Genomic DNA, 19,949 nt, shown 5'->3' on the forward strand with positions numbered 1-19,949 from the left:
AATTATCTGACAATTCTTAATTGACAGACCGTTTTTTCTCGGTTATACTTTAGAAAATTCATTTTGTGGAGGAACTTCTATGCGAACCAACATCAAGCAAATCGTACCAACACAACTGAATAACTTTTTCTTTAGCTACTTTAGATAGGTTTGTATTCATCATGATGGATACAAACGTTAAACGACAGTTTGTATCTATGATGGCTAAAGAACTTTGTATTGCAGCAAAAAGCCACGTAGACAAAATGCTAAGTGGCTGAGCAGTGAAAATACAAAGTAAAAGTATCAAGCATTCTACTTTTCAATTTATTTTCCGACTTTTCAATCCATTTGGACATTTTGTCTGAATGGATTTTTTGTTTCCCAAAATTAAGGAGGAAAAAGAAATGAAAAAAAATATATTAATTGGATTAGGCGCTGCCCTGCTACTAGCTTTAGGAGGTTGCGCACAAAAAGACAATTCCGCAGAGGCATCAGATGGACAAAAAACAATTGGCGTATTGCAACTTGTACAGCATAACTCGTTAGACGCTGCCTATAAAGGATTCAAAGAAGGATTAGCAGAAGAAGGGTATAAAGAAGGCGATAATTTAACAATCGATTATCAAAATGCCCAAAACAACCAAGACAACCTGAAAAGCATGAGTGAGAAACTCGTCAAAGAAGATCCTGATTTGCTACTTGGGATCGCCACTCCAGCAGCACAATCTTTATTAAATGAAACAACCACTATCCCGATGACTGTCACAGCGGTCACAGACTTGGAACAAGCTCATTTAGTCACATCCAATGAAAAACCTGGCGGCAATGTGACTGGCACGACAGATATGGTGCCAATCGAAAAACAAATCAGCTTACTGTTAAATATCGTGCCAGACGCCAAAACAATCGGCATCATGTATAACAATGGTGAAGCCAACTCTAAGATCCAAGCTGATTTGGCAGAAAAAGAATTGAAAAAAGCGGGCGTAAAAGTCAAAGTACTGACAGCAAATTCCACAAATGATGTCCAACAAGTGACGAAAAGTCTAGCTAAAGATGTAGATGGAATCTATATTCCTACTGATAACACGTTCGCAAGTGCGGCAAGTGTTGTCGGTGAAGTCGCAAAAGAAACAAAAACACCTGTCGTTGCTGGCGCAGTTGATCAAGTCAAAGACGGCGGTCTAGCAACAGTAGGAATCGATTACGAAAGCTTGGGCAAACAAACGGGGATCATGGCAGCAAAAATCTTAGACGGCAAGAAGCCAAGTGAACTTCCTGTCGAAACAGCGAATGATTTGGAACTGTATGTCAATAAAGACATGGCCAAAGCATTAGGCATCAATCCAGACAGCATCAAAGAAGCTGAATAAAACACAGGAGGATTCTCATGACAAATCTGCTCTCTCTTTTCTTATCATCTGCATCGCAAGGGGTCTTATGGGCCCTACTTGCGATTGGTGTGTATGTCACTTTCCGTATCTTGGACATTGCCGACTTGACTGCTGAAGGAAGCTTTCCTTTAGGTGCAGGGATTGCGGCAGTAAGTATTACAAATGGCTATCATCCATTGACAGCTTGCCTCCTAGGATTTTTAGGAGGTGCGGCAGCGGGACTTGTTTCCGGACTGCTTCACACAAAATTAAAAATTCCCGCCCTTCTTGCAGGGATCATCACCATGACTGGTTTATACTCTGTCACATCCCGTGTGATGGGTGCGCCGAACATCTCTTTATTGGGTCAGCCAACGATCTTTCATTGGGTCGAGTCATTCGGCATAACAAAAGACAACGCTGTACTGATCGTCGGTCTGCTTTTTGCTTTGATCGTTGTATGTTTACTTGTTTTGTTCTTACGTACTGAAACAGGTCTTGCCATTCGTGCAACTGGCGATAATCTGGCAATGAGCGAAGCAAACGGGATCAATACAGATAATATGAAGATCATCGGTTATATGATCTCTAATGGATGCATTGCTCTTTCTGGCTCCTTGCTTGCACAAAACAACGGCTTTGCTGATTTGAATTCTGGTATTGGAACAATTGTGATCGGACTTGCCTCCATCATCATTGCAGAAGTTTTGTTACGTAACCAACCGCTATTTCTCCGTCTCTTGACTGTCGTTTTAGGTGCGGTCATTTACCGCTTTATTTTGGCGTTAGTCTTCGAACTGAATGTTGAGCCAAGTGATTCGAAACTTGCTTCTGCTTTCGTGCTAGTAATCTGTCTTTCTTTCCCGCAGATTCAGCAAAAATTCCATTTATCTCAAAAAAAGAAAGGCGGTAGTGTCAAATGAATGACGTCTTAACATTGGAAAATCTCCATCATACCTTTGAAAAAGGAACGATCAACGAAAACCATGTCCTGAAAGGTATCAATCTTTCCCTGAAACCCGATGACTTCGTGACGATCATCGGCGGAAATGGTGCAGGTAAATCTACTTTGCTGAACAGCATCGCCGGTACATTTTCTGTCGATCAGGGACAGATTTTATTGAATGAAAAAAATATCACGAAAAAATCCGTTGTTGAACGTTCGAAATCCATCAGTCGCGTATTCCAAGATCCTAAACTAGGGACAGCCGTGCGTTTAACGGTAGAAGAAAATCTCGCTCTTGCTATGAAACGAGGAAAAAAGCGCGGCTTCTTTCGTGGTGTCAAACCGCAAGATCGAACGTTTTTCAAAGAACAGCTGGCTCGGCTGAATTTGGGTTTGGAAAATCGTTTATCCTCAGAAATCGGTTTGCTGTCTGGGGGACAACGTCAAGCCATCACGCTGTTAATGGCTACATTGCAGCGTCCAGAACTAATCTTATTAGATGAGCACACCGCAGCGCTTGATCCGGCTACTTCCAAAACGGTGATGGAATTGACAGAAAAGCTGATCACCGAGCAGAATCTTACTGCTTTCATGGTCACACATGATATGGAAGACGCGATCCGCTATGGAAATCGACTGATCATGTTGCATCAAGGAAGAATCGTCGTCGATATCCAGCAAGAGGAAAAACAGCAGCTCACAGTACCTCAACTATTGGCATTGTTCAAACAAAACAGCGGCACGACGTTGAAAGACGATCAAGTACTTTTATCTTCATAATCAGAAAGAGGCTGGGAGAAAAATGAACGCCCACCCTCTTCTTTTTTCTCTTTCCTTCTTTCGTTTTTGTTTTATGTATCAACCGTTGTTTCTTCGAAAACTATTTTGTTCTCTCCTTCTTCCTGATAGAATGGATGGGAAAGGAGCTTGGTGCCATGACAACAAAAGACAAAGTACTTCATTTATTGAAGGAGACACCAGATTTTCTTTCCGGAGAAAAGTTAGCACAGCAACTGGAAGTTTCCCGGACAAGTATTTGGAAAGCCATCAAAGAATTGGAAAAGGCAGGCTATCGTTTTGAGCACGGGCCTACAGGGTATCGTTACCTGCCCTCTGACGTACTAGATGCAAAAGAAATCCAGCAAGAGCTACGGTCTTTTATTCCCGATTTGAAGGTACAAACGATGTTGACTTCTGAATCTACGATGAAAGATGCCAAACTGGCAGCAGTTCACGGAGATTCTGTTTCGAAGTTATTTGTTGCTGATACACAAGAACAAGCTCGTGGGCGTTTTGGACGACCTTTTTTTGCCGAACCTGGACGAGGAATCTACATGAGTCTCTTGCTCCATCCAGACAAACGTTTTGATGAACTGCCTCAATATACGATCATCGCAGCTAGTGCCTGTGTGAAAGCCATTGAATCGGTTGCCGGTCGTTCTGCTTCGATCAAATGGGTCAATGACATCTACATGGATGGAAAAAAAGTCTGTGGGATTTTATCTGAAGCAGTCAGTGATATGGAAAGTGGCAGGATCAGTCATATCATTATCGGGATTGGGCTGAATTTTTCTGTTCCTCAAAATCATTTTCCAGCTGATCTCCAAGAAAAAGCCACCTCTGTCTTTCCTGATGGACAAGCGAGTATCACAAGGAATCAGCTAATCAGCAAAATCTGGCAAGAATTGTTCACCTATCTTTCTCAACCGAAAAAAGCATTGGCCTTTTATAAAGAAAAATCATTCGTATTGGGAAAAAACGTGTCGTTCAATCAGAAAGGAACGACTTATGTCGGTCTTGCAAAAGAAATCGGCGATCATGGCGAACTGATCGTCCAAACAAATGAACAGGAAATGAGCCTATCTTCTGGTGAAATCAGCCTTACCTCTATCGGTTCCTGAGAAGAATAGCGCTCTGAAGAGGACACCGATTTCTATGCAGTGTCCTTTTGCGCTTTCCTCCGTATACCATTTTCCCTCACGCTGCCCCTCTACACTTTTTCCATTAACCAGAAAAAGACGTTTCGCCCACACCGATAAATCATGCTACCCTTCATATGTATATCTAACTGTAAAATAGAGAGGGAGTACGCATATGCCGAATGAAAATCAGATAGAAGAATTTAAAAAACATATCTGTACAATCGAAACATATAAGAACACTTTAAATGTACTACAAAAGACGAAACCTAAGAATAGTAAAGAGATGAGAATTAAAGCAACAAAAATAAAGACTTTGCAAAAAAAAATAGAAAACGCACAAGACACGCGTCAAAATCTTCTGATAAACCTATCTAACGACTCCAATGTCAAAAAACTTTCTGAAATCATAGAAAAATTTAATAAGAACGCATTAGAAGTAAACACAAGTAAGCAGACAGTAAATTCGAGGATTAGCTTCTTAGAAAAACGCTTATCGAAGTTAAATAAAAATCAAAAGAAAATGGAGCATCCAAAACGCTATTTTTGGGTTTCAAAACAAAAACTTAACGAAAAGAACCGAAAAATTTTAACAGAAATCAATATAATTCCCTCGTATCAACAACTCGACCTGTTGTCCTCCACTACGCCTATGCCTACTGTCATAGGCTACATAAAAAAAACGTTAGAAAAAGAAAAAGACAGTCTAGAAGCTAAAGATGTAGTCCAAATGGAATACAAGAAAAATCTTCCTTATTTTAACCACATTCTGGACCAATATGTAATAGGAAAAACTACCTCTGAAGAAATAGAGGAAAAAATAGACGCTTTCTCTAAGATGTTCTCATCTATTGAGTATGTCGATCAATTGATATATACTAATTTCCCTGCAGCTAAAAAACTGATCGAGAACGCGCTAGAAAGAAGCCAACTAACTAACCAACCGGTAGAAGCTAGAAATGTCCGGCTTCTAAAAGAAAAAACACTTACTTCATCTGCTATACAGACAACAAATGAAAATAAAGAAATGCAAGGCTCAACTAGCAATAATTCTCAAATAGACGCTAATCTAGATAGTAATAATCTATCACAAAAAACTCCTACTTCATCTGCTGTACAGTCAACAAATGAAAATAAAGAAATGCAAGACTCAACTAGTGATAATACTCAAATAAACGCTAATCTAGATAGTAATAATCTATCACAAACAATGTTGCCTCAAAATAAACATATAACAACAACTCCAGAAAAATCATTTGTTCAAATAACAGACACCCTAGATTCTTTTAATATAAATTTGACGTTTACTAAAAATATTTCGGTAGATAACAAATTAGATTCCATACTAAGCGAAGATAACAACGGAAGGACAGATATGATCCATGTCAATAATTTCCATGAACTGACAGAGAACATTACTGCTAGTGATATTGATTCGGAACATTCTGTAGCTAGTAATTCTAATAAAAAAAACATTGAAGAAATACTATCTACTCCTTTATCAGAAATACCAGAAGAAAATAATTTTAACCATTTATCAGTAGACAGAAAGCGAAGCGAAATAAAGATCCTTAATATGAATATACCTGCCAATGAGCTCAAAGAGTTAAATACTCTTTTATCAAAAAGACCAGAAGAAAATAATTTTAACCATTTATCAGCAGACAGAAAGCGAAGTGAAACAAAGATCCTTAATGTAAATATACCTGCCAATGAGCTCAAAGAGTTAAATACTCTTTTATCAAAAAGACCAGAAGAAAATAATTTTAACCATTTATCAGCAGACAGAAAGCGAAGTGAAACAAAGATCCTTAATGTAAATATACCTGCCAATGAGCTCAAAGAGTTAAATACTCTTTTATCAAAAAGACCAGAAGAAAATAATTTTAACCATTTATCAGCAGACAGAAAGCGAAGTGAAACAAAGATCCTTAATGTAAATATACCTGCCAATGAGCTCAAAGAGTTAAATACCACTGTATCCAATGACACCAACAGACAGGAAGTAAATCCAAAGAAAGGATGCCCAACCACTCACGAACTCTAGCACAGGATTTTTATCCGCCTGCTCTCTCTTCATTGGCGTACCGTAAAGCAAAAAGCGATAGATGCTCCTTGAACTGGATACATCTATCGCTTTTCTATCAATGGTGATAAAGCTATTATGTTTTCTTTTACTATTCAGTTTTTATGATACCCACAAAGGACTATTTGCTAGTCCTTTGTGAACGTACCTATGAAAATCATAGGTTATGTGCTTTGATTCTTATCTATTTTTCATCGTCTTTTGATCAAAAGATCATTGAGGAACGATGTCAATAGAGCCGATAGAACCTGCGCGATAGTTTTCGATGACTATCAGTGGCAGGCATTGCTGATACCATCTTCTTCCCTAGGATTGAGATAGTTCACCTTTTCTTCTTGAAGCGTGCGACTGATATTGAGCACGTGATTTTCCGCTTGCAAGTCTTCATTGATGAACATATTTATCATACTCGTCAACACTAGCGTTGATAGTAATAGACTACCAATGATTTTTTTTTTCAATCAAATTACTCCCCTTTTATTATCTATGTAGCAACCAACTTACAACTAAAAAATCAACGCATCTCATCCCCCTATCTGACATTCTCGTGTTTCCATCTCCTATGATAAAGGACTATTTTGTTTTTTAATCTTTTTGTATGCGATTGCAACACTTTTAATAACATATTTGTTATTTTTTCCTGTTTGCTACATAGATAGAATAATAAATAGAGTGATCAAGAAAGTTCTTTTGCTTTTGGAAAGAACTTCAGCTGGTTCTCAGGTGCTTCACACACCACTTGCATTTTGAATTTTTTCTCTGCGACAGAACGGATCAAAAATTTGTCTGCGCTCGTCAATTTTATCCCGCTTTCTTTTTCGATGTCTTCAAATGTAAATGCCTGTTTCTCTCCTTTTAGCCGAAGGATCAGGGGCGGGACATCTGTACGTGTTAAATTAGTGATGAGTTTTTTCAAATGCATCCTCCTCGATTTGATTTTTGCGGACAGCTGTTTTTCTCTTAGGTAAACAGTAAGAATTGGCTGATTGCTCTGCCAATTTCACTTATGTTTTTACTATAACATGTTTTTTTTCATGCCTTGGGACCATAATTTCTAAAAATAAAAAAGAATGATACGAAGAAAAAAAGCCTTTGACAACAAGGATAAAAGTGGATTGAAAAAAATCGGTACGAATCTTTTTTCATAAATAATCCCCTTGGTTTATTTTTTATGGGAAATATCAGAAAACCGTACCAGATATTTTCCACCTTAGAAAAAGACGGAACAAAAACAAAAAGAAAGCATGATAAAGTGAATATAAAGATATAAACAAAAAGAAAAGAGGAATTGACATGCCAAAAGAAGATATTGCAAATTCACCAGATTATAGGCAAAAAACGCCGTTAGATAAAATGATCAGTAATATTCAAAACCCTCAAACAAAAGATCTTGCAATACAGCTAAGAGATCAAATAAACGTTATGGAAAGCATAAACGCGCACAGATACACTAACTACACACCTGATCACACAATAGAAAAGGATAATAAGGCATATAACCGGGCACAAAAAGAAGTGTCAAACATCCGAGCAGTACTGAACAAACAAGCCCCAGAAATATTAAGTAAATTTGATGATGCTAGAGAAAAAACGCAGGAAGAACGGGCACAACGACAGCAAAAGAATCAATTATATGCAAAACAAGATGCAATACAACTTGATAAATTAAAACAGTTTAAGAATTTGCTAGGTCAACAACAAAAAAATATAAAAAAATATAATAAAGTAAATACATTCTGGAATAGACGTTATAACAAAAATAAAATCACGCTTGCAAAGAACAAATACGTACTTACTCAAGTAGAAATTAATGAGAGATCCAAAGCTGATCAATCGTTAGGTTGGAATGCTAGGAAAGAGATGGCAAAACTAGAAAATCCACCTAAAAACTTACAAAAAGCAGTTGAGGAATACACACAGAGCCTTTCTAAAAGCCCAACCTCTTATGACGTAAAAACCAAACGAAAATCCACACACACCCACGAAAAATTAAAATTGGATGAAATAACTCAACTCGCTAGTGAAAGAAGCAGTAATTCAAATCTATCAAGTGCATCGCTGCCGAAACCTAACCATACACTTGGAAAATAATACTCAAGAAGCCCATCAACCGATTTCAATCGATTGATGGGCTTTTGTATTCGTACATCATTTTTTTCAAATCATCAGCTTTCTAACTTACGAAGCAACCTCAAATCGATAGCGGATGTCCAATCCAATGTTGACTTCTTGCTGATAGTTCCCGAAGTATTGACCTTCGATCATAAACTGGGTTTGTTCATTCGGTGCTAGCTCAGCCACTGCCTGATTTGGTGTACTTTCATAAAGATCAACAAGGATATTGCTCGTCTTGTAATTCATACGAAGTTTTGCTGCTGCCCTCTCTGCAGATGGATCTGCATCAGCTGTGCGTAACAGCTCCAAGTTATTCGTATTGTTCGTGATGTTGATTTCTTCCACGCTGACTTTCAGATTTCTCGTTCCTGCATTTTCAATATAGTAAAGCGGAGAAGAAACGACTCCTTTATTCACATCAGATGTACCGAAAAGTAGTTTCTTAGGAATCTTGACATCGATCCATTCCGTCGAGTTCTCCACGATAAATGGCACCGTATAGTTATACTTCGCTGTGCCACCTGTCGCTAATGTTTCTTCTACTTCGATGATCCCGTTACTTGTTCCAGCCTTGCTTGTGTCAGGATATTGGATGAACTTTGTCACATTAATCGTATCGAATCCGTCAGTCGACAGATAGGATTCGATATTTTGAATTAATTCCTCTTCCGTCAATCCACTTTCAATGGTTTGCGTTTCTACCTTCAATTGGTTGATATGGAGTAGATTTAATCCAGACTGAGTTAGTTCATAATAGGCTGTGTCAAACCCTACTGTTTCTGTAACTAATTGATTATCTCTTGAAACCCATGTATTAGCTCCATTATAGTTAGTGAGATTATCTAATTTTTTCACTGAATGCGAAAGAACATCTCCATAACTTAAACTATTATTGATTCCATTCAACTGAGAATTCCATCTATCCATCAACTCTTCCGGTGTTTGATCCACCGTAACATAAGAAACAGTATGAGATGAAACAGTTAAATCTGGAGTAGTGAATAGCTGTATCGTCGGTCTTGCTGTTAACTGAACCCAATCACTAAATCCACTTCCTTTAGTAGCTACCAATTTAGGAACACCGTTGTTATCAAGTAAAGAAACAGCGCTGAGCGTTTCATTCATAGATTGTGTTTTAGAAACGATCGAATGCCCCCATGTCACTTCGTATGGGATTTCTAATTCTAAAGATGCAGTGGATCTAATAGAAGTTACTTTGACTTTTGCATTGCGAGTACCTACTGAGGCAGTATCAAAATTGGCAAGTAACTCTACTTCGTACTGATCTGAAGGAATCTCTAAACCATTTAGTGTGACATCTTCTAGCAAATCATGAAGGTCTAACTTACCCGTATCTTCTCCCAGTATAAATTCTTGAGCTACTGGTTTCGCTTCAAGCATAGCCATTGGCTCAAATCCATCTTCTGTCACTTTATAGTAAGCATAGTTCGTACCATAAGTGTAATTTTTCTCCTGTTCATTTTCCATCAATAAGTTTTTATTTTTATAGTTATTTGATTCCTCTTCTTCGATGTGATAGACTTTCACGACATCTCCGACAGCTACAGCTAGCGGAGACCCATTGTTGAATTGATTGATCGAATCTTCTACGATCATTCCCCCTGTTACTTCATGCATGAATTTCCTTGATCCATCAGATAATACTTCGATGGAATAGTAAACCGTGTCTGGGAACAACTGATGGACTTGACTGGTAAGTGAGTAGATCTCACCTTTCGTTGTAACGATCTGCATAGCCCCATTCGCATTTTTGTTTAGACTGTACACACCGACTGTTCCGTAACCATAACCTTTTAATTTAAGCGTACTTCCCCATTTTACTTCATAAGGTATAGTTATCTGTGTCACACCTAACCCGTCCGTAGTACGTACTTCGGCTTCCACTTCACGGGTACCGACCAATGTCGTATTAAGATCTGAGTGTAAGACTACTTCATACTCACTTGCGTCTACGACTGTGCCATTTACTCGTACATTTCTAATCAATTCCTTTAGATTGCGTCCATCGACACTTTCACCTAAGTTAAATGTCTGAGGAACTGCTTCGGCTTCCAACTGTTTGATCGGAACTAATCCATTGTCAGTCACTCGATAATAAGAGAAAAGTGTGCCGAAGGAGTAGTTCTCCGCAACTTCATTTACCATCAGTCTGCTTCGAGACCGAGATTCTGCATGGTAGACTTTGATGATATTCCCCGAAGAGACCTCTAATGGCTGACCTTGATTGAACCCATTGATTGCATCCCTGATAACTGCATTACCCGTGACTTCATATTGATAGGTACTTGTTTCTCCGTCTAATACTTCGATTGAATAATACACGAGATTTGCGTAATAGGGGTGAACGTTTAAATATTGACGAGTACTGTTATCACCAAATGTCGAATGAAGTTGTAGCTTTCCGTTCCTATCTTTTATCAAACTGTAGGATCCGACTGTATTTCCACCAAGTCCTCTCAAGGAAATCGTACTTCCCCATTTGACCTCATACGGCACAGTTGTTCTCAGGATGCCTAATCCATCCGTCGTGCGTATTTCGACCTCTACTTCACGCGTATCGATCAATGTCGTATTGACTTCGGAACGTAACGAGATTTCATATTCACTTGCATCCACTGCTACACCATTTACCTGCACATCCGTAATGAAGTCTTTTAGGTCACGTCCGTCCGTGTTTTCACCTAAGTTAAATGTCTGAGGAACTGCTTCAGCTTCCAAGTGTTTGATCGGAACTAATCCATTTTCCGTTACTCGGTAGTAAGAAAAAGGTGTACCGAAGGAGTAGTTTTCCGCGACTTCATTTACCATCAGTCTGCTTCGACTGTTAGATTCTGCGTGATAAACTTTGACGACATTTCCCGAAGATACTTCCAATGGATTGCCTTGATTGAATCCATTGACTGCGTTTCTGATAATCGCATTACCTGTGACTTCATATTGATAGGTGCTTGTTTCTCCATCAAATACTTCGATCGAATAGTAGACACTGCCTCCATAATAGGAATGGACTTGCGAACCTTGATTCGTTCTATTGTCACCAAATGTCGAATGAAGACGCAGTGTGCCATCGGTGCTTCTCGTTAAACTATAGGCGCCAACTGTACGATCACTAAGCCCTCTTAAGGAAATCGTACTTCCCCACTTGATGGTAATCGGTACCTCGATGATTGAAACAGCTCCTTCTAAATCTTCTAGTTGAATACTAGCTGTCATCTCTCCAACGAGATTTATATCTGGTCGATTTTGATAAGTTGCTTTCAGAGCTGACGGATCGTCTCTGTCATCTGATATATTTTCTAGTAGATCCATCGGCGAATCCGGCAATGCTTCTCCTAAATATAATTCTTGCGCAATGGGGTCAGCTGTTGGAGGGGTGTTCTCTGCCTCAACTGTGAATGAAATCTCATAGTCATAGGAAACTATTTTCCCTGTAGATAAGGTTTCTTTTACACGGATCGTCCCACTTGCCGTACCGACTACAGAAGTGTCTGGGTACTGGATGAATTTATCCAAGCTGACACCTTCTACACTTGATACATCTAGAAACTCAGCTAATCGGCTATCTAACTCACTTTTCGTCGTTCCTTGTAGGATCGTATGACTTGATGGAGTAAGTTTACTGATATTCAGTGCTCGATAACCGCCTGCTGTGATTTCATAGTAGACTTCACCGCCATTATAGACAAATTGCTCGTTTTCTGTCACTGCATTCCCCGCTGGTACTGCTACCCATGAACGCACGACATCACCATAGTTAACTGATTGTGTAGTCCAGCGGCTTAAAACATCATCCTCTTGTTCTTCGCCTTGCGCAGTTACTGTTTGACCGGCAGAGTCATTCGTTAGATCCACACTGTTTTTTTGACTCAAGTCGTACCAAGAAAAGTTATAGTAATCTCTTCCAGCATAATTTGGAGCTATACTTTCAGACGTACCAGTAGATCTCCATCCTTTACTTGCAGTGATCAACGGATGATTTCCACGATGATGTAAAGTAAAAGCAGCAGCTGTCCTACTAACGAGTGGGAATCGTCCAAAGACGATACTGTCTCCCCATATGATTTCTATAGCGACAGGTATCTCTTGAGAGAGAGCTGTGTCATTTACAGTAATCCGTAACGATTGTACTCTTCTAGCACTCACGGTATCTGTAGCGATAGGCGCAGAAGTCATTTCCACTTCATATCGATCTTCATCAAGCTTTTCTCCATCCACCACGACATCTACAAACTGACGAAGATCCACTGTGTTCATGTCTGTTCCTAGCAATACTTTATTATCAGTCTTAGCCGTTACTTCAAGTTTAGAACTAACAACAAATGGCACTGTGTAGTTGTAAGTAGCTGTCTTTCCAGAATCGAGTATCTCTTCGACTTGGATGACCCCGTTTTTCCTTCCATTAGTAGCCGTGTCTGGGTAGGTAACAAAACCTTTTACTTTCACTCTACCAGAAGTCCCCACATTTATATAATTAGCAACATTTTGATCTAGTTCTTCTCTGGTCATCCCATTAAAAATCTCATGTTCGGAGACCGATAACTTATGGAGTTCAAGTTGACGATACTGACCATGCGAAAGAATCTCAAAATATTCTGTTTGCGCGCTCCCGGTATAATCTGGCATCTGACCTTGCTTTGATAACCAGATCTTCCCCTCTGCATGGTAGGCAACGGCAAGATCCCCAGGAGTAGGAGTGTAACTGCTATTATTCCACCTGTCCAGAGCTTGTAGTTTAAAACTGCTTCCCATTACTCGGTGGGTTATTTTAGTGGTTCCACCGGAAAGATTATTTAACAAAATAGTAGAGTTGACCCCAAATATACCAAGGCTGTAGTAAGCGTTAGAACTGTTCATGCCCTCACCTATTATATCTAGGACATCATTTCCTTCAGCTGCAAATGCCTCTATCCTACTAGACATCATTCGATAGGCTCCTCCAACTGGTGCCCATCTGTAATTGTTTCCAAAGACGATCGTATCCCTATCCGTATAACTCACCTCTATAGGAATATCCTGACTTATTACCGTACCATTGGATATCCGAACAGTTATCGGTAGTTGATGTGTACCAATCGTTGTAAGTTTCTTATCTGGCGCAGATATACTATAGTCATCCTGACCGATAGGAACACCATCTAGCAATACATTTATAAACTGCTTATAATTTATCCCATTTGTGTTACCTGGGTACGTTGAACTTACAGCAGTGTGTTGGCCTAAAGGAAATGATCCGGGATCATTGACCTGGAGTGTATATGGATTACTACTGACCGTAAAGTTCCCGATCGACAGATAAGAGATCGGTACATCTTCTATAGGCGTAGCAGGCACCTGACCACCTGAAGCTACGGCAGTAGAGCCTAATACAAGATTATGAATCCCAGCTGTTAATTGGTAGTTAGTACGGTTGCTGACTCTTGTTCTAGTGATCGTCCCTGACATCGTCATCGTGAAATTATTATTGTTTATCGTGTGATTCGAAGTAATACTAAGATCACCAGAAGCCCCCCCAACTTCGACGACTTCCGTGCGTCCAATCTGATAATTATTTGCATAAGAATTTCGGCCATAGTGCATCCTGTTGACAAAAGCAACACCGATATTACCATTACCAACGATAAATGAGATCCAGTCACTGCCGTTCCCATATACGAGAGAATGGGTCGGGAACGTAAAGCTGTAGGAAATACTGTCTCCTACATTAGGTCCCAATTCTGACAAGTTACTGACTCCCGTATTAAATCCAGGTTGGACTGCTGCTCGATAAGAACTTTCCCCGTTTCTTCTCAGGTCTTCACGATATTGGGGAAGATTGGGAAGGGGAATCTGCGGACTTGGCACAGCTAGTTCCGGTACGGGAATAGCTGACTCTGTCTGTGGTTCGACGGACGTTGGTTCCGTTGATTGTTCTTCTGCTACAGGTTCTTCTGTAGGCTCTGCTACAGCTTCCTCCGCCACTTGTGGTTCGGCTGTTGGTGTTTCTTCACTTGCGACCTCGCTACTTTCAGACGTCAAGGTTGAAACTGCATAGACGAGGGTAGTTGGACTGATGCTAGAAATCATCAACGTAAAAACTGCTAGTATTTTGAATAGTTTCATTTTTCTCTCCTCTCTCTTTTGTATTTGTTCGCCTGTCTAAACATCTGTGTCTCCAGACAAGGCTTTTTTACTCAATAAAGAAAGAGAACCGAGGAGAAGCAGCACACCTGCTGCCGTTACCCATCTACTTGTTTCTACAGCATTCGTTTGAGGCAAATTGCCCTTAGTGTCGCTAGAACCGGATGTTCCTGACGTATCTCCACCGGTACTTTTCCAGAATCAGTTGCGGAATCTGCAGTTGAACCTGCATCAGGCCCAGCACTTGACCCTGTTTCTGGATCTGTGCTTGGATCTGTTCCAGGTTCCGTTGGTTTTTCTGAATAGATCAGACCGCTGACTTCGATCGTGCTTTCTTTTTCTGCTGCATCTGCCAAACTGTTCATTGATAAGCAGAAAAATCCCAGAAGGAAAACCAGTGGAATGATCCCTGTTTTTTTCATTTTTTTATACCCCTATAGCTTCAAATTGTAAGACAAGTTCGTATTGAGGATTAATTGCTTCCCCAAATTGGAAATTCGCTCCGACACTACCAGAGAAAGTAAACTCTGAGACATCGTCCTTGTTCGGCAATGTCACTGACTCACGTGGAAATTGCGGCGCAGTTGTTGGATTGACTAAAGGGATGGATGTACTACTACTTACACTATCCATGTTCAACACTAATTCCGGCACTTTGTCTGCATCTTGCCCTTTTACGAAGTTTCCAACAGAGACTTTCACGCCTTTTACCGAGTTGTTTCTGATTTGGTAGATTGGCGCTACGATCTTTCCTTCTGTTGCATCTGTTTGTCCGAATAACACTTTTGTCGGAATCGATACATCGATCCAATCCACTGGATCAGTTGGTTCTGGTCCTGGTCCCGGATCTGTCGGGTCCCATTCTTTGAAGGTACCTTCTGCTGGGATCGTGGCATTGTCTTGTTTTTGGACAGAATCATACACCGTATTTGGATCAGGTTCTCCTCCGACCCATGTATAAGCGCTTACTGTTTGCCCAATCGCCGCCGTGCTTAATAAAGCAAGTGCCGGCACCATCACTTTTGCAGATAATTTCATTTCTTTTCCTCCTAAAAATATATGTTTGCTATCAGTTAACTTTCAACTGTTAACTTCCCTACGACAGAAGACGTTCCGACTACGTTTGATTCATCATCTAAAAACTGGACGGTACTAACTGTCTTGTATGTGCCTTCTTCAACTTTTCGCAGTAGTTTTCCTTCCGTCACATATTGTTCTGGCTGGATTACACCCGAGATATAAATCTCTTCGTCTTCCCCTTCTATATAAGTTGTGACTTTGATCGCATATTCATTGCTGGGCGGGTTTTGGATATTCACTGATCCCGGATCGTCAGAGGTATCAAAACGCATCGTTGTATCTAACTTCAATCGTACGTAATCACCGTCTGCTTGGTCCTGTAGAAAATTGCGCAGTTCTTCTTCTGACATGTCTTTGATAAATGACTGGTCTCCACTGTTTAAGTTCATGATCACTTCGGGTTCTCTCCAAAAATGATCATAGATAAAAAAGCCAATAAGCATAGTTGTCACGATCGCTAGAGCAGCGATAAGCTTTTTTTTATGTCGCTTTATCAGAATGCCTCCCTCCTTTGTCGTTTTTTTATCGATAGAGCTATTATGGTTTTATCTACAAAAACAAACGAATGGTATCTGATTTTTCTATTTGTTTTTCTCGTTAAAACCGCCTACCTGTTACTACTTTATCAGATGCCGAACGGTCTCTTAGAACAGTTTTTTCCTTTTACAGAAATATGTGGATGACCAGAAAAGTTAAATGAACTTCCTTCTTATTGGATTATTTATTAGGATGAAATAGTAACCGATTACAATGGAAAATGGAGGGATTTGAAATGAAAAATAGAAAATCACGTTTACTGACGGCTTCACTATTATGTTAGTACATTCCTTACTACTATTCCTACTCTACAAGTAGAAGGAACCTCTTTACCAGAAAGACAACCGAGTGTTGCAACAGTACATAGAGAAATGAATACAGAACTAGAAAATATACTCACCTCAGAAATAGACCCACTTGTATCTACTTTCATTACGCGAGTGGTCGAGCCTGAAAACCAAACAGCGATCCAAATCAAAGATAGGAACTTGGAACGTTGTTTGAAGGAGCACTTTGGTTTAAGTGAAAACGAACCGATTACCGATAAACATATGGAGAGTTTGATCGTATTAGATGTCTCTAATCAGGAAATTGCAGACTTGTCAGGCATGGAACATGCAAAGAATATAGAAAACTTTCGTTTCAACAATAACCGTGTGTCTGATTTGTCCCCTTTAGGAGAACTTCCTAATATAAAAATTATCGGAGCAGATTCTAACCAGATCAGCAGTTTGGAGACACTAAAAGATTGTCCCTTCACTTGAACTGTTGTCCTTGGTAAATAACGGTTTGACTACACTAAGAAGAATAGCCATCTGTACCTCCTTAACTCATCTATGGATTTCAAGAAATCAGGTGCCTACATTAACAGAGCTATACAATCTACATAATTTGGAGATGATCGAGTTCAACTATAACCTTGTCGCAGACATCTCACCATTGAAGAACCATGTCAATCTAGAAAGAATTTACGGAGCACATAATCAAATCCGCCGATTGGATGACCAATTACAGTTTCCAAAATTGTCCCTCTTAGAGTTAGGGTACAATGATTTCCCTTACTTAAATAATGAGGCGCAACTCCAATTCTTGAATAAGATCGCACAATTCACCACACTGGAAGCCTTAGGTCTTTCAAACAATAATCTTTCTACGATCGAACCTTTAGAAAGTTTAGTGAATTTGAGAAGTGTCTTTTTAACTGCTAATAAATTGACATCAATTGACACTTTGAAAAACATGCCTGAAATAAGCTTTCTTAACGCCAGAGACCAATTAGTCAGCCCATCTGTCGCCACTGTCTATACACCATTTCCATTACGTATCAGAGATCGTTTTGGGCAGTTACCTGAAATCGTCTTTGATCATCCCGGTACCTATGACGGAGAGAATGTGATTTGGCATGAAGCTGGTACGAACAATCTTCACTGGTACACCACAGGCGGTGCTTCAATTGAATTTAGTGGTACCGTCATCCAACAAGCGATTCCTGATTACCGACCGTCTCAGCCTGGAAGAATTCGCTATACATTCAATCCAAGAAGCACGACAGTTACTTGGGAGCCTTCAGTAGATCATTACGGTATCAGTCACTACGAATTCTATCTATGGGACTTTCTAATTGCTACAACAACGGAACCCGAATTCATAGCTGAGGACATTCGTCATCATGGACAATACCCAATCACGATCATTGCCGTTTCTAACAGCAGGAGAAAATCAGATCCTGCTTTCGATCTTATATATAGATCATGGATGCCAATCAACTAAAATCAAAAAAGAACTTACGACTTGTTTTTGTCGTAAGTTCTTTTTTATTTAGTGTCTTAGTCTTTCAATCCCAATAAACGTCTCGCATAGATCACCTGACCAGAGTGCATGGCAGCATCATCAATAATAGAAACAAGACGCATCCCTCGCGTGACTGGTGGTGTCCAGTTTTCGTCAATTACTTCATCTAGCTCGGAAGGTTCTAACCCTCTTAAATAGGAAAGAGCAGAATCAGAAGCAGCCCGCAAGTACCCTAGCAAGTCTTCTACTTGATTAGTTTGGATTTGTTTTGCTCGTTCCAGACTGTGCTTCCAATCTTGTTCGTCATCTGCTATTCTCATCGGAAATCGGCTTTCCCAATCTTGGCTGTGCCAAATTGGAGAGGTACTGGCTAAATCAGCAATCTGGAAATCCAATTCTCGAGCGGTATGCCAAGCCAGCCAAGTCATTGATTTGATTTGTGGGGCTCTATCTTCCACTGGAAAACGGTTGGCCTCCTCAATAGAGACACCTTCAAACAAACGTTCAAATCGCTCGTATGCTCGGTCTATGCTCTCGCATAACATATCTAAATAATTCATCTATTTTCCTCCTTTTTATTTATCCTACTTGCTTTTTCCTAACTCTAGGATTTCTACTTATATGTTACTACACCCCCTCATTTTTTACACTTTCCAGTCACTAGTATGAATCGTTTGGAGATTGAAAGAGAAAGATGTTCTCTATTTTCCATTTGAACAAAAATCAATAAAATGAATGATTCATTAATATTGTTTAAATAAACAATGATTTTTTAAACAAACAGTTTAAGCCTAGGAAAAAAAGAGTATAACAGGAAAATGTTTGAAATGAAAGGAAGGGAAAAGATGAAAAAAAGGGTAAGTTTATTAATATTAGTTACTTTATTGTTCAACATCTTTTCGTATGGTGTGGCTGTTTCAGCGGAGACATTTCCTAAAGATCCTGGGAATGTTTATAATGATTTAACTGGTAACTATGGTTTGCTGGGAATTGCTGGTCAATTCCATGTATTTGCCAAAAACAAGACAACAGTTAATGCCCATACAGACGGAAATATAGCAACACATGAACTGGATGCAAATAATAATTTTGGGACAGAGCTTCATGAAGGCTTATTGAACCAAGAGATCAATTATATACAAAAAACTGATTCTTTCATTAATTCTTCAGGTATCCCTACTGGCGACACAAGAGTAAATAAATTTGTCGTTGGTAGTGATGTGGATGTAGCATTACAAGATGGACATCCTACGGTTAATGGATCAAGGCTTGATCACTTAACTCCGGATGATTTTTATAAAGACCGTGATGGTAACGAATATATTGATTTCGAGCAAGAGTTTGCTAGATTGAATGTAGCAGCAAATGACCTTGCAACTGCCACCCCAGGTAAAACATATACTGCTGCGGATTTTCCAGACATGAATAATCGAACAATTGATTTGACTGGTCTATCAGATTGTGGATTTTTATTGGTAAATATCGACGCAGAAGTGTTAACGATGAATACGCCACTTCAAATCATCAATCCAAGTGATCAAGTAGTCGTATTCAATGTCATCAACAGTTCTTCTGCATTGAACGTACAGTCACCAATCAAATACAACGATCGTTCAAATCATGAAACAGAAGATTTTTCGGATGCGAATATCTCTTGGAATTTCGGAAATGAGATGACTGATTTGACAATCAGTGCTCCTTTTCAAGGAACGATTCTTGCGCCTAATGCCACTATTCACATTACTCAAAACCAAGATGGAACGATTATAGGGACAAATGTGATTTTAGATGCGGCCACCAATTGTTGGGATCCTAACGAAATATTTATCAGCGACAATGGTACAGGCGGTACAGATACAACGTCCACAAGTGACAGCACAGATTCTACTACCACATCAAGTGATAGCACAGATTCTACTACCACAAGTGATAGTACAGATACAACTGCTACAAGCGATAGCACAGATTCTACTACCACAAGT

General features: G+C 39.5%; 16 protein-coding genes and 1 pseudogene. 9 read left to right on the top strand and 8 right to left on the bottom strand.

What is annotated here, in order from left to right; translation table 11 throughout:
• Positions 1-386 precede the first annotated feature (386 nt).
• From A5849_RS00820 to A5849_RS00845, 5 genes are all read left to right on the top strand, one after another.
• A complete protein-coding gene (locus tag A5849_RS00820; protein WP_002314279.1) occupies positions 387-1,355 on the top strand; it encodes an ABC transporter substrate-binding protein in 969 nt (322 codons plus the stop codon).
• Between the two features lie 17 nt (positions 1,356-1,372).
• A complete protein-coding gene (locus A5849_RS00825; RefSeq protein WP_002320483.1) occupies positions 1,373-2,278 on the top strand; it encodes an ABC transporter permease in 906 nt (301 codons plus the stop codon).
• On the top strand, positions 2,275-3,081 hold the full coding sequence (locus A5849_RS00830; RefSeq protein ID WP_002344797.1) for an ABC transporter ATP-binding protein: 807 nt from the start codon (positions 2,275-2,277) through the stop codon (positions 3,079-3,081). The genes A5849_RS00825 and A5849_RS00830 overlap by 4 nt, the downstream gene beginning before the upstream one ends.
• Before the next feature lie 155 nt (positions 3,082-3,236).
• Positions 3,237-4,202 carry a biotin--[acetyl-CoA-carboxylase] ligase gene (locus tag A5849_RS00840; protein WP_002344796.1) on the top strand — a complete coding sequence of 322 codons (966 nt, stop codon included), beginning with the start codon at positions 3,237-3,239 and terminating at the stop codon, positions 4,200-4,202.
• A gap of 193 nt (positions 4,203-4,395) precedes the next feature.
• Positions 4,396-6,267 (top strand): hypothetical protein, encoded by a 1,872-nt coding sequence (locus tag A5849_RS00845; RefSeq protein WP_256923940.1) that lies wholly within the window; start codon positions 4,396-4,398, stop codon positions 6,265-6,267.
• A gap of 311 nt (positions 6,268-6,578) precedes the next feature.
• Here the strand turns inward: A5849_RS00845 and A5849_RS00850 are convergent, their stop codons facing one another.
• Together A5849_RS00850 and A5849_RS00855 are read right to left on the bottom strand one after the other, a co-directional pair.
• Positions 6,579-6,767 (bottom strand): hypothetical protein, encoded by a 189-nt coding sequence (locus A5849_RS00850; protein ID WP_002310556.1) that lies wholly within the window; start codon positions 6,765-6,767, stop codon positions 6,579-6,581.
• 215 nt (positions 6,768-6,982) lie between these two features.
• Positions 6,983-7,228, bottom strand: coding sequence for a hypothetical protein (locus A5849_RS00855; protein WP_002314275.1), 246 nt, complete (start codon positions 7,226-7,228; stop codon positions 6,983-6,985).
• Positions 7,229-7,599: 371 nt separating this feature from the next.
• Between A5849_RS00855 and A5849_RS00860 the strand changes: the two genes are divergently transcribed.
• Entirely contained in the window at positions 7,600-8,397 is a 798-nt protein-coding gene (locus A5849_RS00860) for a hypothetical protein (RefSeq protein WP_002345616.1), read from the top strand.
• 87 nt (positions 8,398-8,484) lie between these two features.
• Here A5849_RS00860 and A5849_RS00865 read toward each other — a convergent pair whose 3' ends face one another.
• The 5 genes from A5849_RS00865 to A5849_RS00880 are packed head-to-tail and all read right to left on the bottom strand — an operon-like array spanning position 8,485 to position 16,028.
• On the bottom strand, positions 8,485-14,541 hold the full coding sequence (locus A5849_RS00865; RefSeq protein WP_086309902.1) for a putative mucin/carbohydrate-binding domain-containing protein: 6,057 nt from the start codon (positions 14,539-14,541) through the stop codon (positions 8,485-8,487).
• A 36-nt stretch (positions 14,542-14,577) separates the two neighbouring features.
• Positions 14,578-14,697: an LPXTG cell wall anchor domain-containing protein gene (locus tag A5849_RS15090; protein WP_241695368.1), complete on the bottom strand. Its 120-nt coding sequence runs from the start codon at positions 14,695-14,697 to the stop codon at positions 14,578-14,580.
• Positions 14,676-14,981, bottom strand: a complete 306-nt coding sequence (locus A5849_RS00870; RefSeq protein ID WP_241695369.1) for a hypothetical protein — start codon at positions 14,979-14,981, stop codon at positions 14,676-14,678. Before A5849_RS00870 ends, A5849_RS15090 begins: the two co-directional genes overlap by 22 nt.
• Before the next feature lie 4 nt (positions 14,982-14,985).
• Complete coding sequence (locus tag A5849_RS00875; RefSeq protein ID WP_086309903.1) at positions 14,986-15,597, bottom strand: hypothetical protein; 612 nt, start codon at positions 15,595-15,597, stop codon at positions 14,986-14,988.
• Positions 15,598-15,632: 35 nt separating this feature from the next.
• Positions 15,633-16,028 (bottom strand): hypothetical protein, encoded by a 396-nt coding sequence (locus tag A5849_RS00880; protein ID WP_226072326.1) that lies wholly within the window; start codon positions 16,026-16,028, stop codon positions 15,633-15,635.
• A 519-nt stretch (positions 16,029-16,547) separates the two neighbouring features.
• Here A5849_RS00880 and A5849_RS00890 point away from each other — a divergent pair.
• Positions 16,548-16,940 carry a leucine-rich repeat domain-containing protein gene (locus A5849_RS00890; RefSeq protein ID WP_002335252.1) on the top strand — a complete coding sequence of 131 codons (393 nt, stop codon included), beginning with the start codon at positions 16,548-16,550 and terminating at the stop codon, positions 16,938-16,940.
• A 133-nt stretch (positions 16,941-17,073) separates the two neighbouring features.
• A complete protein-coding gene (locus A5849_RS00895; RefSeq protein ID WP_002316896.1) occupies positions 17,074-17,946 on the top strand; it encodes a leucine-rich repeat domain-containing protein in 873 nt (290 codons plus the stop codon).
• Positions 17,947-18,002: 56 nt separating this feature from the next.
• On the opposite strand, the gene A5849_RS00900 is transcribed toward A5849_RS00895, so the two are convergent.
• Entirely contained in the window at positions 18,003-18,527 is a 525-nt protein-coding gene (locus A5849_RS00900) for a DUF664 domain-containing protein (protein WP_002310568.1), read from the bottom strand.
• A 285-nt stretch (positions 18,528-18,812) separates the two neighbouring features.
• Here A5849_RS00900 and scm point away from each other — a divergent pair.
• Positions 18,813-19,949, top strand: a pseudogene (gene scm / locus A5849_RS00905) (collagen-binding MSCRAMM adhesin Scm); the annotation flags it as partial.

The organism is Enterococcus sp. 10F3_DIV0382, assembly GCF_002140245.1.
Lineage (GTDB): Bacteria > Bacillota > Bacilli > Lactobacillales > Enterococcaceae > Enterococcus_B > Enterococcus_B lactis.

Bases quoted from the DNA above. Each gene is read 5' to 3' on its own strand.
- A5849_RS00895 (WP_002316896.1), top strand. From the start codon at position 17,074: ATGATCGAGTTCAACTATAACCTTGTCGCAGACATCTCACCATTGAAG.
- A5849_RS00865 (WP_086309902.1), bottom strand. From the start codon at position 14,541: ATGAAACTATTCAAAATACTAGCAGTTTTTACGTTGATGATTTCTAGC.
- A5849_RS00860 (WP_002345616.1), top strand. From the start codon at position 7,600: ATGCCAAAAGAAGATATTGCAAATTCACCAGATTATAGGCAAAAAACG.
- A5849_RS00840 (WP_002344796.1), top strand. From the start codon at position 3,237: ATGACAACAAAAGACAAAGTACTTCATTTATTGAAGGAGACACCAGAT.
- A5849_RS00820 (WP_002314279.1), top strand. From the start codon at position 387: ATGAAAAAAAATATATTAATTGGATTAGGCGCTGCCCTGCTACTAGCT.
- A5849_RS00880 (WP_226072326.1), bottom strand. From the start codon at position 16,028: ATGAACTTAAACAGTGGAGACCAGTCATTTATCAAAGACATGTCAGAA.
- A5849_RS00870 (WP_241695369.1), bottom strand. From the start codon at position 14,981: ATGAAAAAAACAGGGATCATTCCACTGGTTTTCCTTCTGGGATTTTTC.
- A5849_RS00845 (WP_256923940.1), top strand. From the start codon at position 4,396: ATGCCGAATGAAAATCAGATAGAAGAATTTAAAAAACATATCTGTACA.
- A5849_RS00890 (WP_002335252.1), top strand. From the start codon at position 16,548: ATGAATACAGAACTAGAAAATATACTCACCTCAGAAATAGACCCACTT.
- A5849_RS00855 (WP_002314275.1), bottom strand. From the start codon at position 7,228: ATGCATTTGAAAAAACTCATCACTAATTTAACACGTACAGATGTCCCG.
- A5849_RS00825 (WP_002320483.1), top strand. From the start codon at position 1,373: ATGACAAATCTGCTCTCTCTTTTCTTATCATCTGCATCGCAAGGGGTC.
- A5849_RS00875 (WP_086309903.1), bottom strand. From the start codon at position 15,597: ATGAAATTATCTGCAAAAGTGATGGTGCCGGCACTTGCTTTATTAAGC.
- A5849_RS00830 (WP_002344797.1), top strand. From the start codon at position 2,275: ATGAATGACGTCTTAACATTGGAAAATCTCCATCATACCTTTGAAAAA.
- A5849_RS00900 (WP_002310568.1), bottom strand. From the start codon at position 18,527: ATGAATTATTTAGATATGTTATGCGAGAGCATAGACCGAGCATACGAG.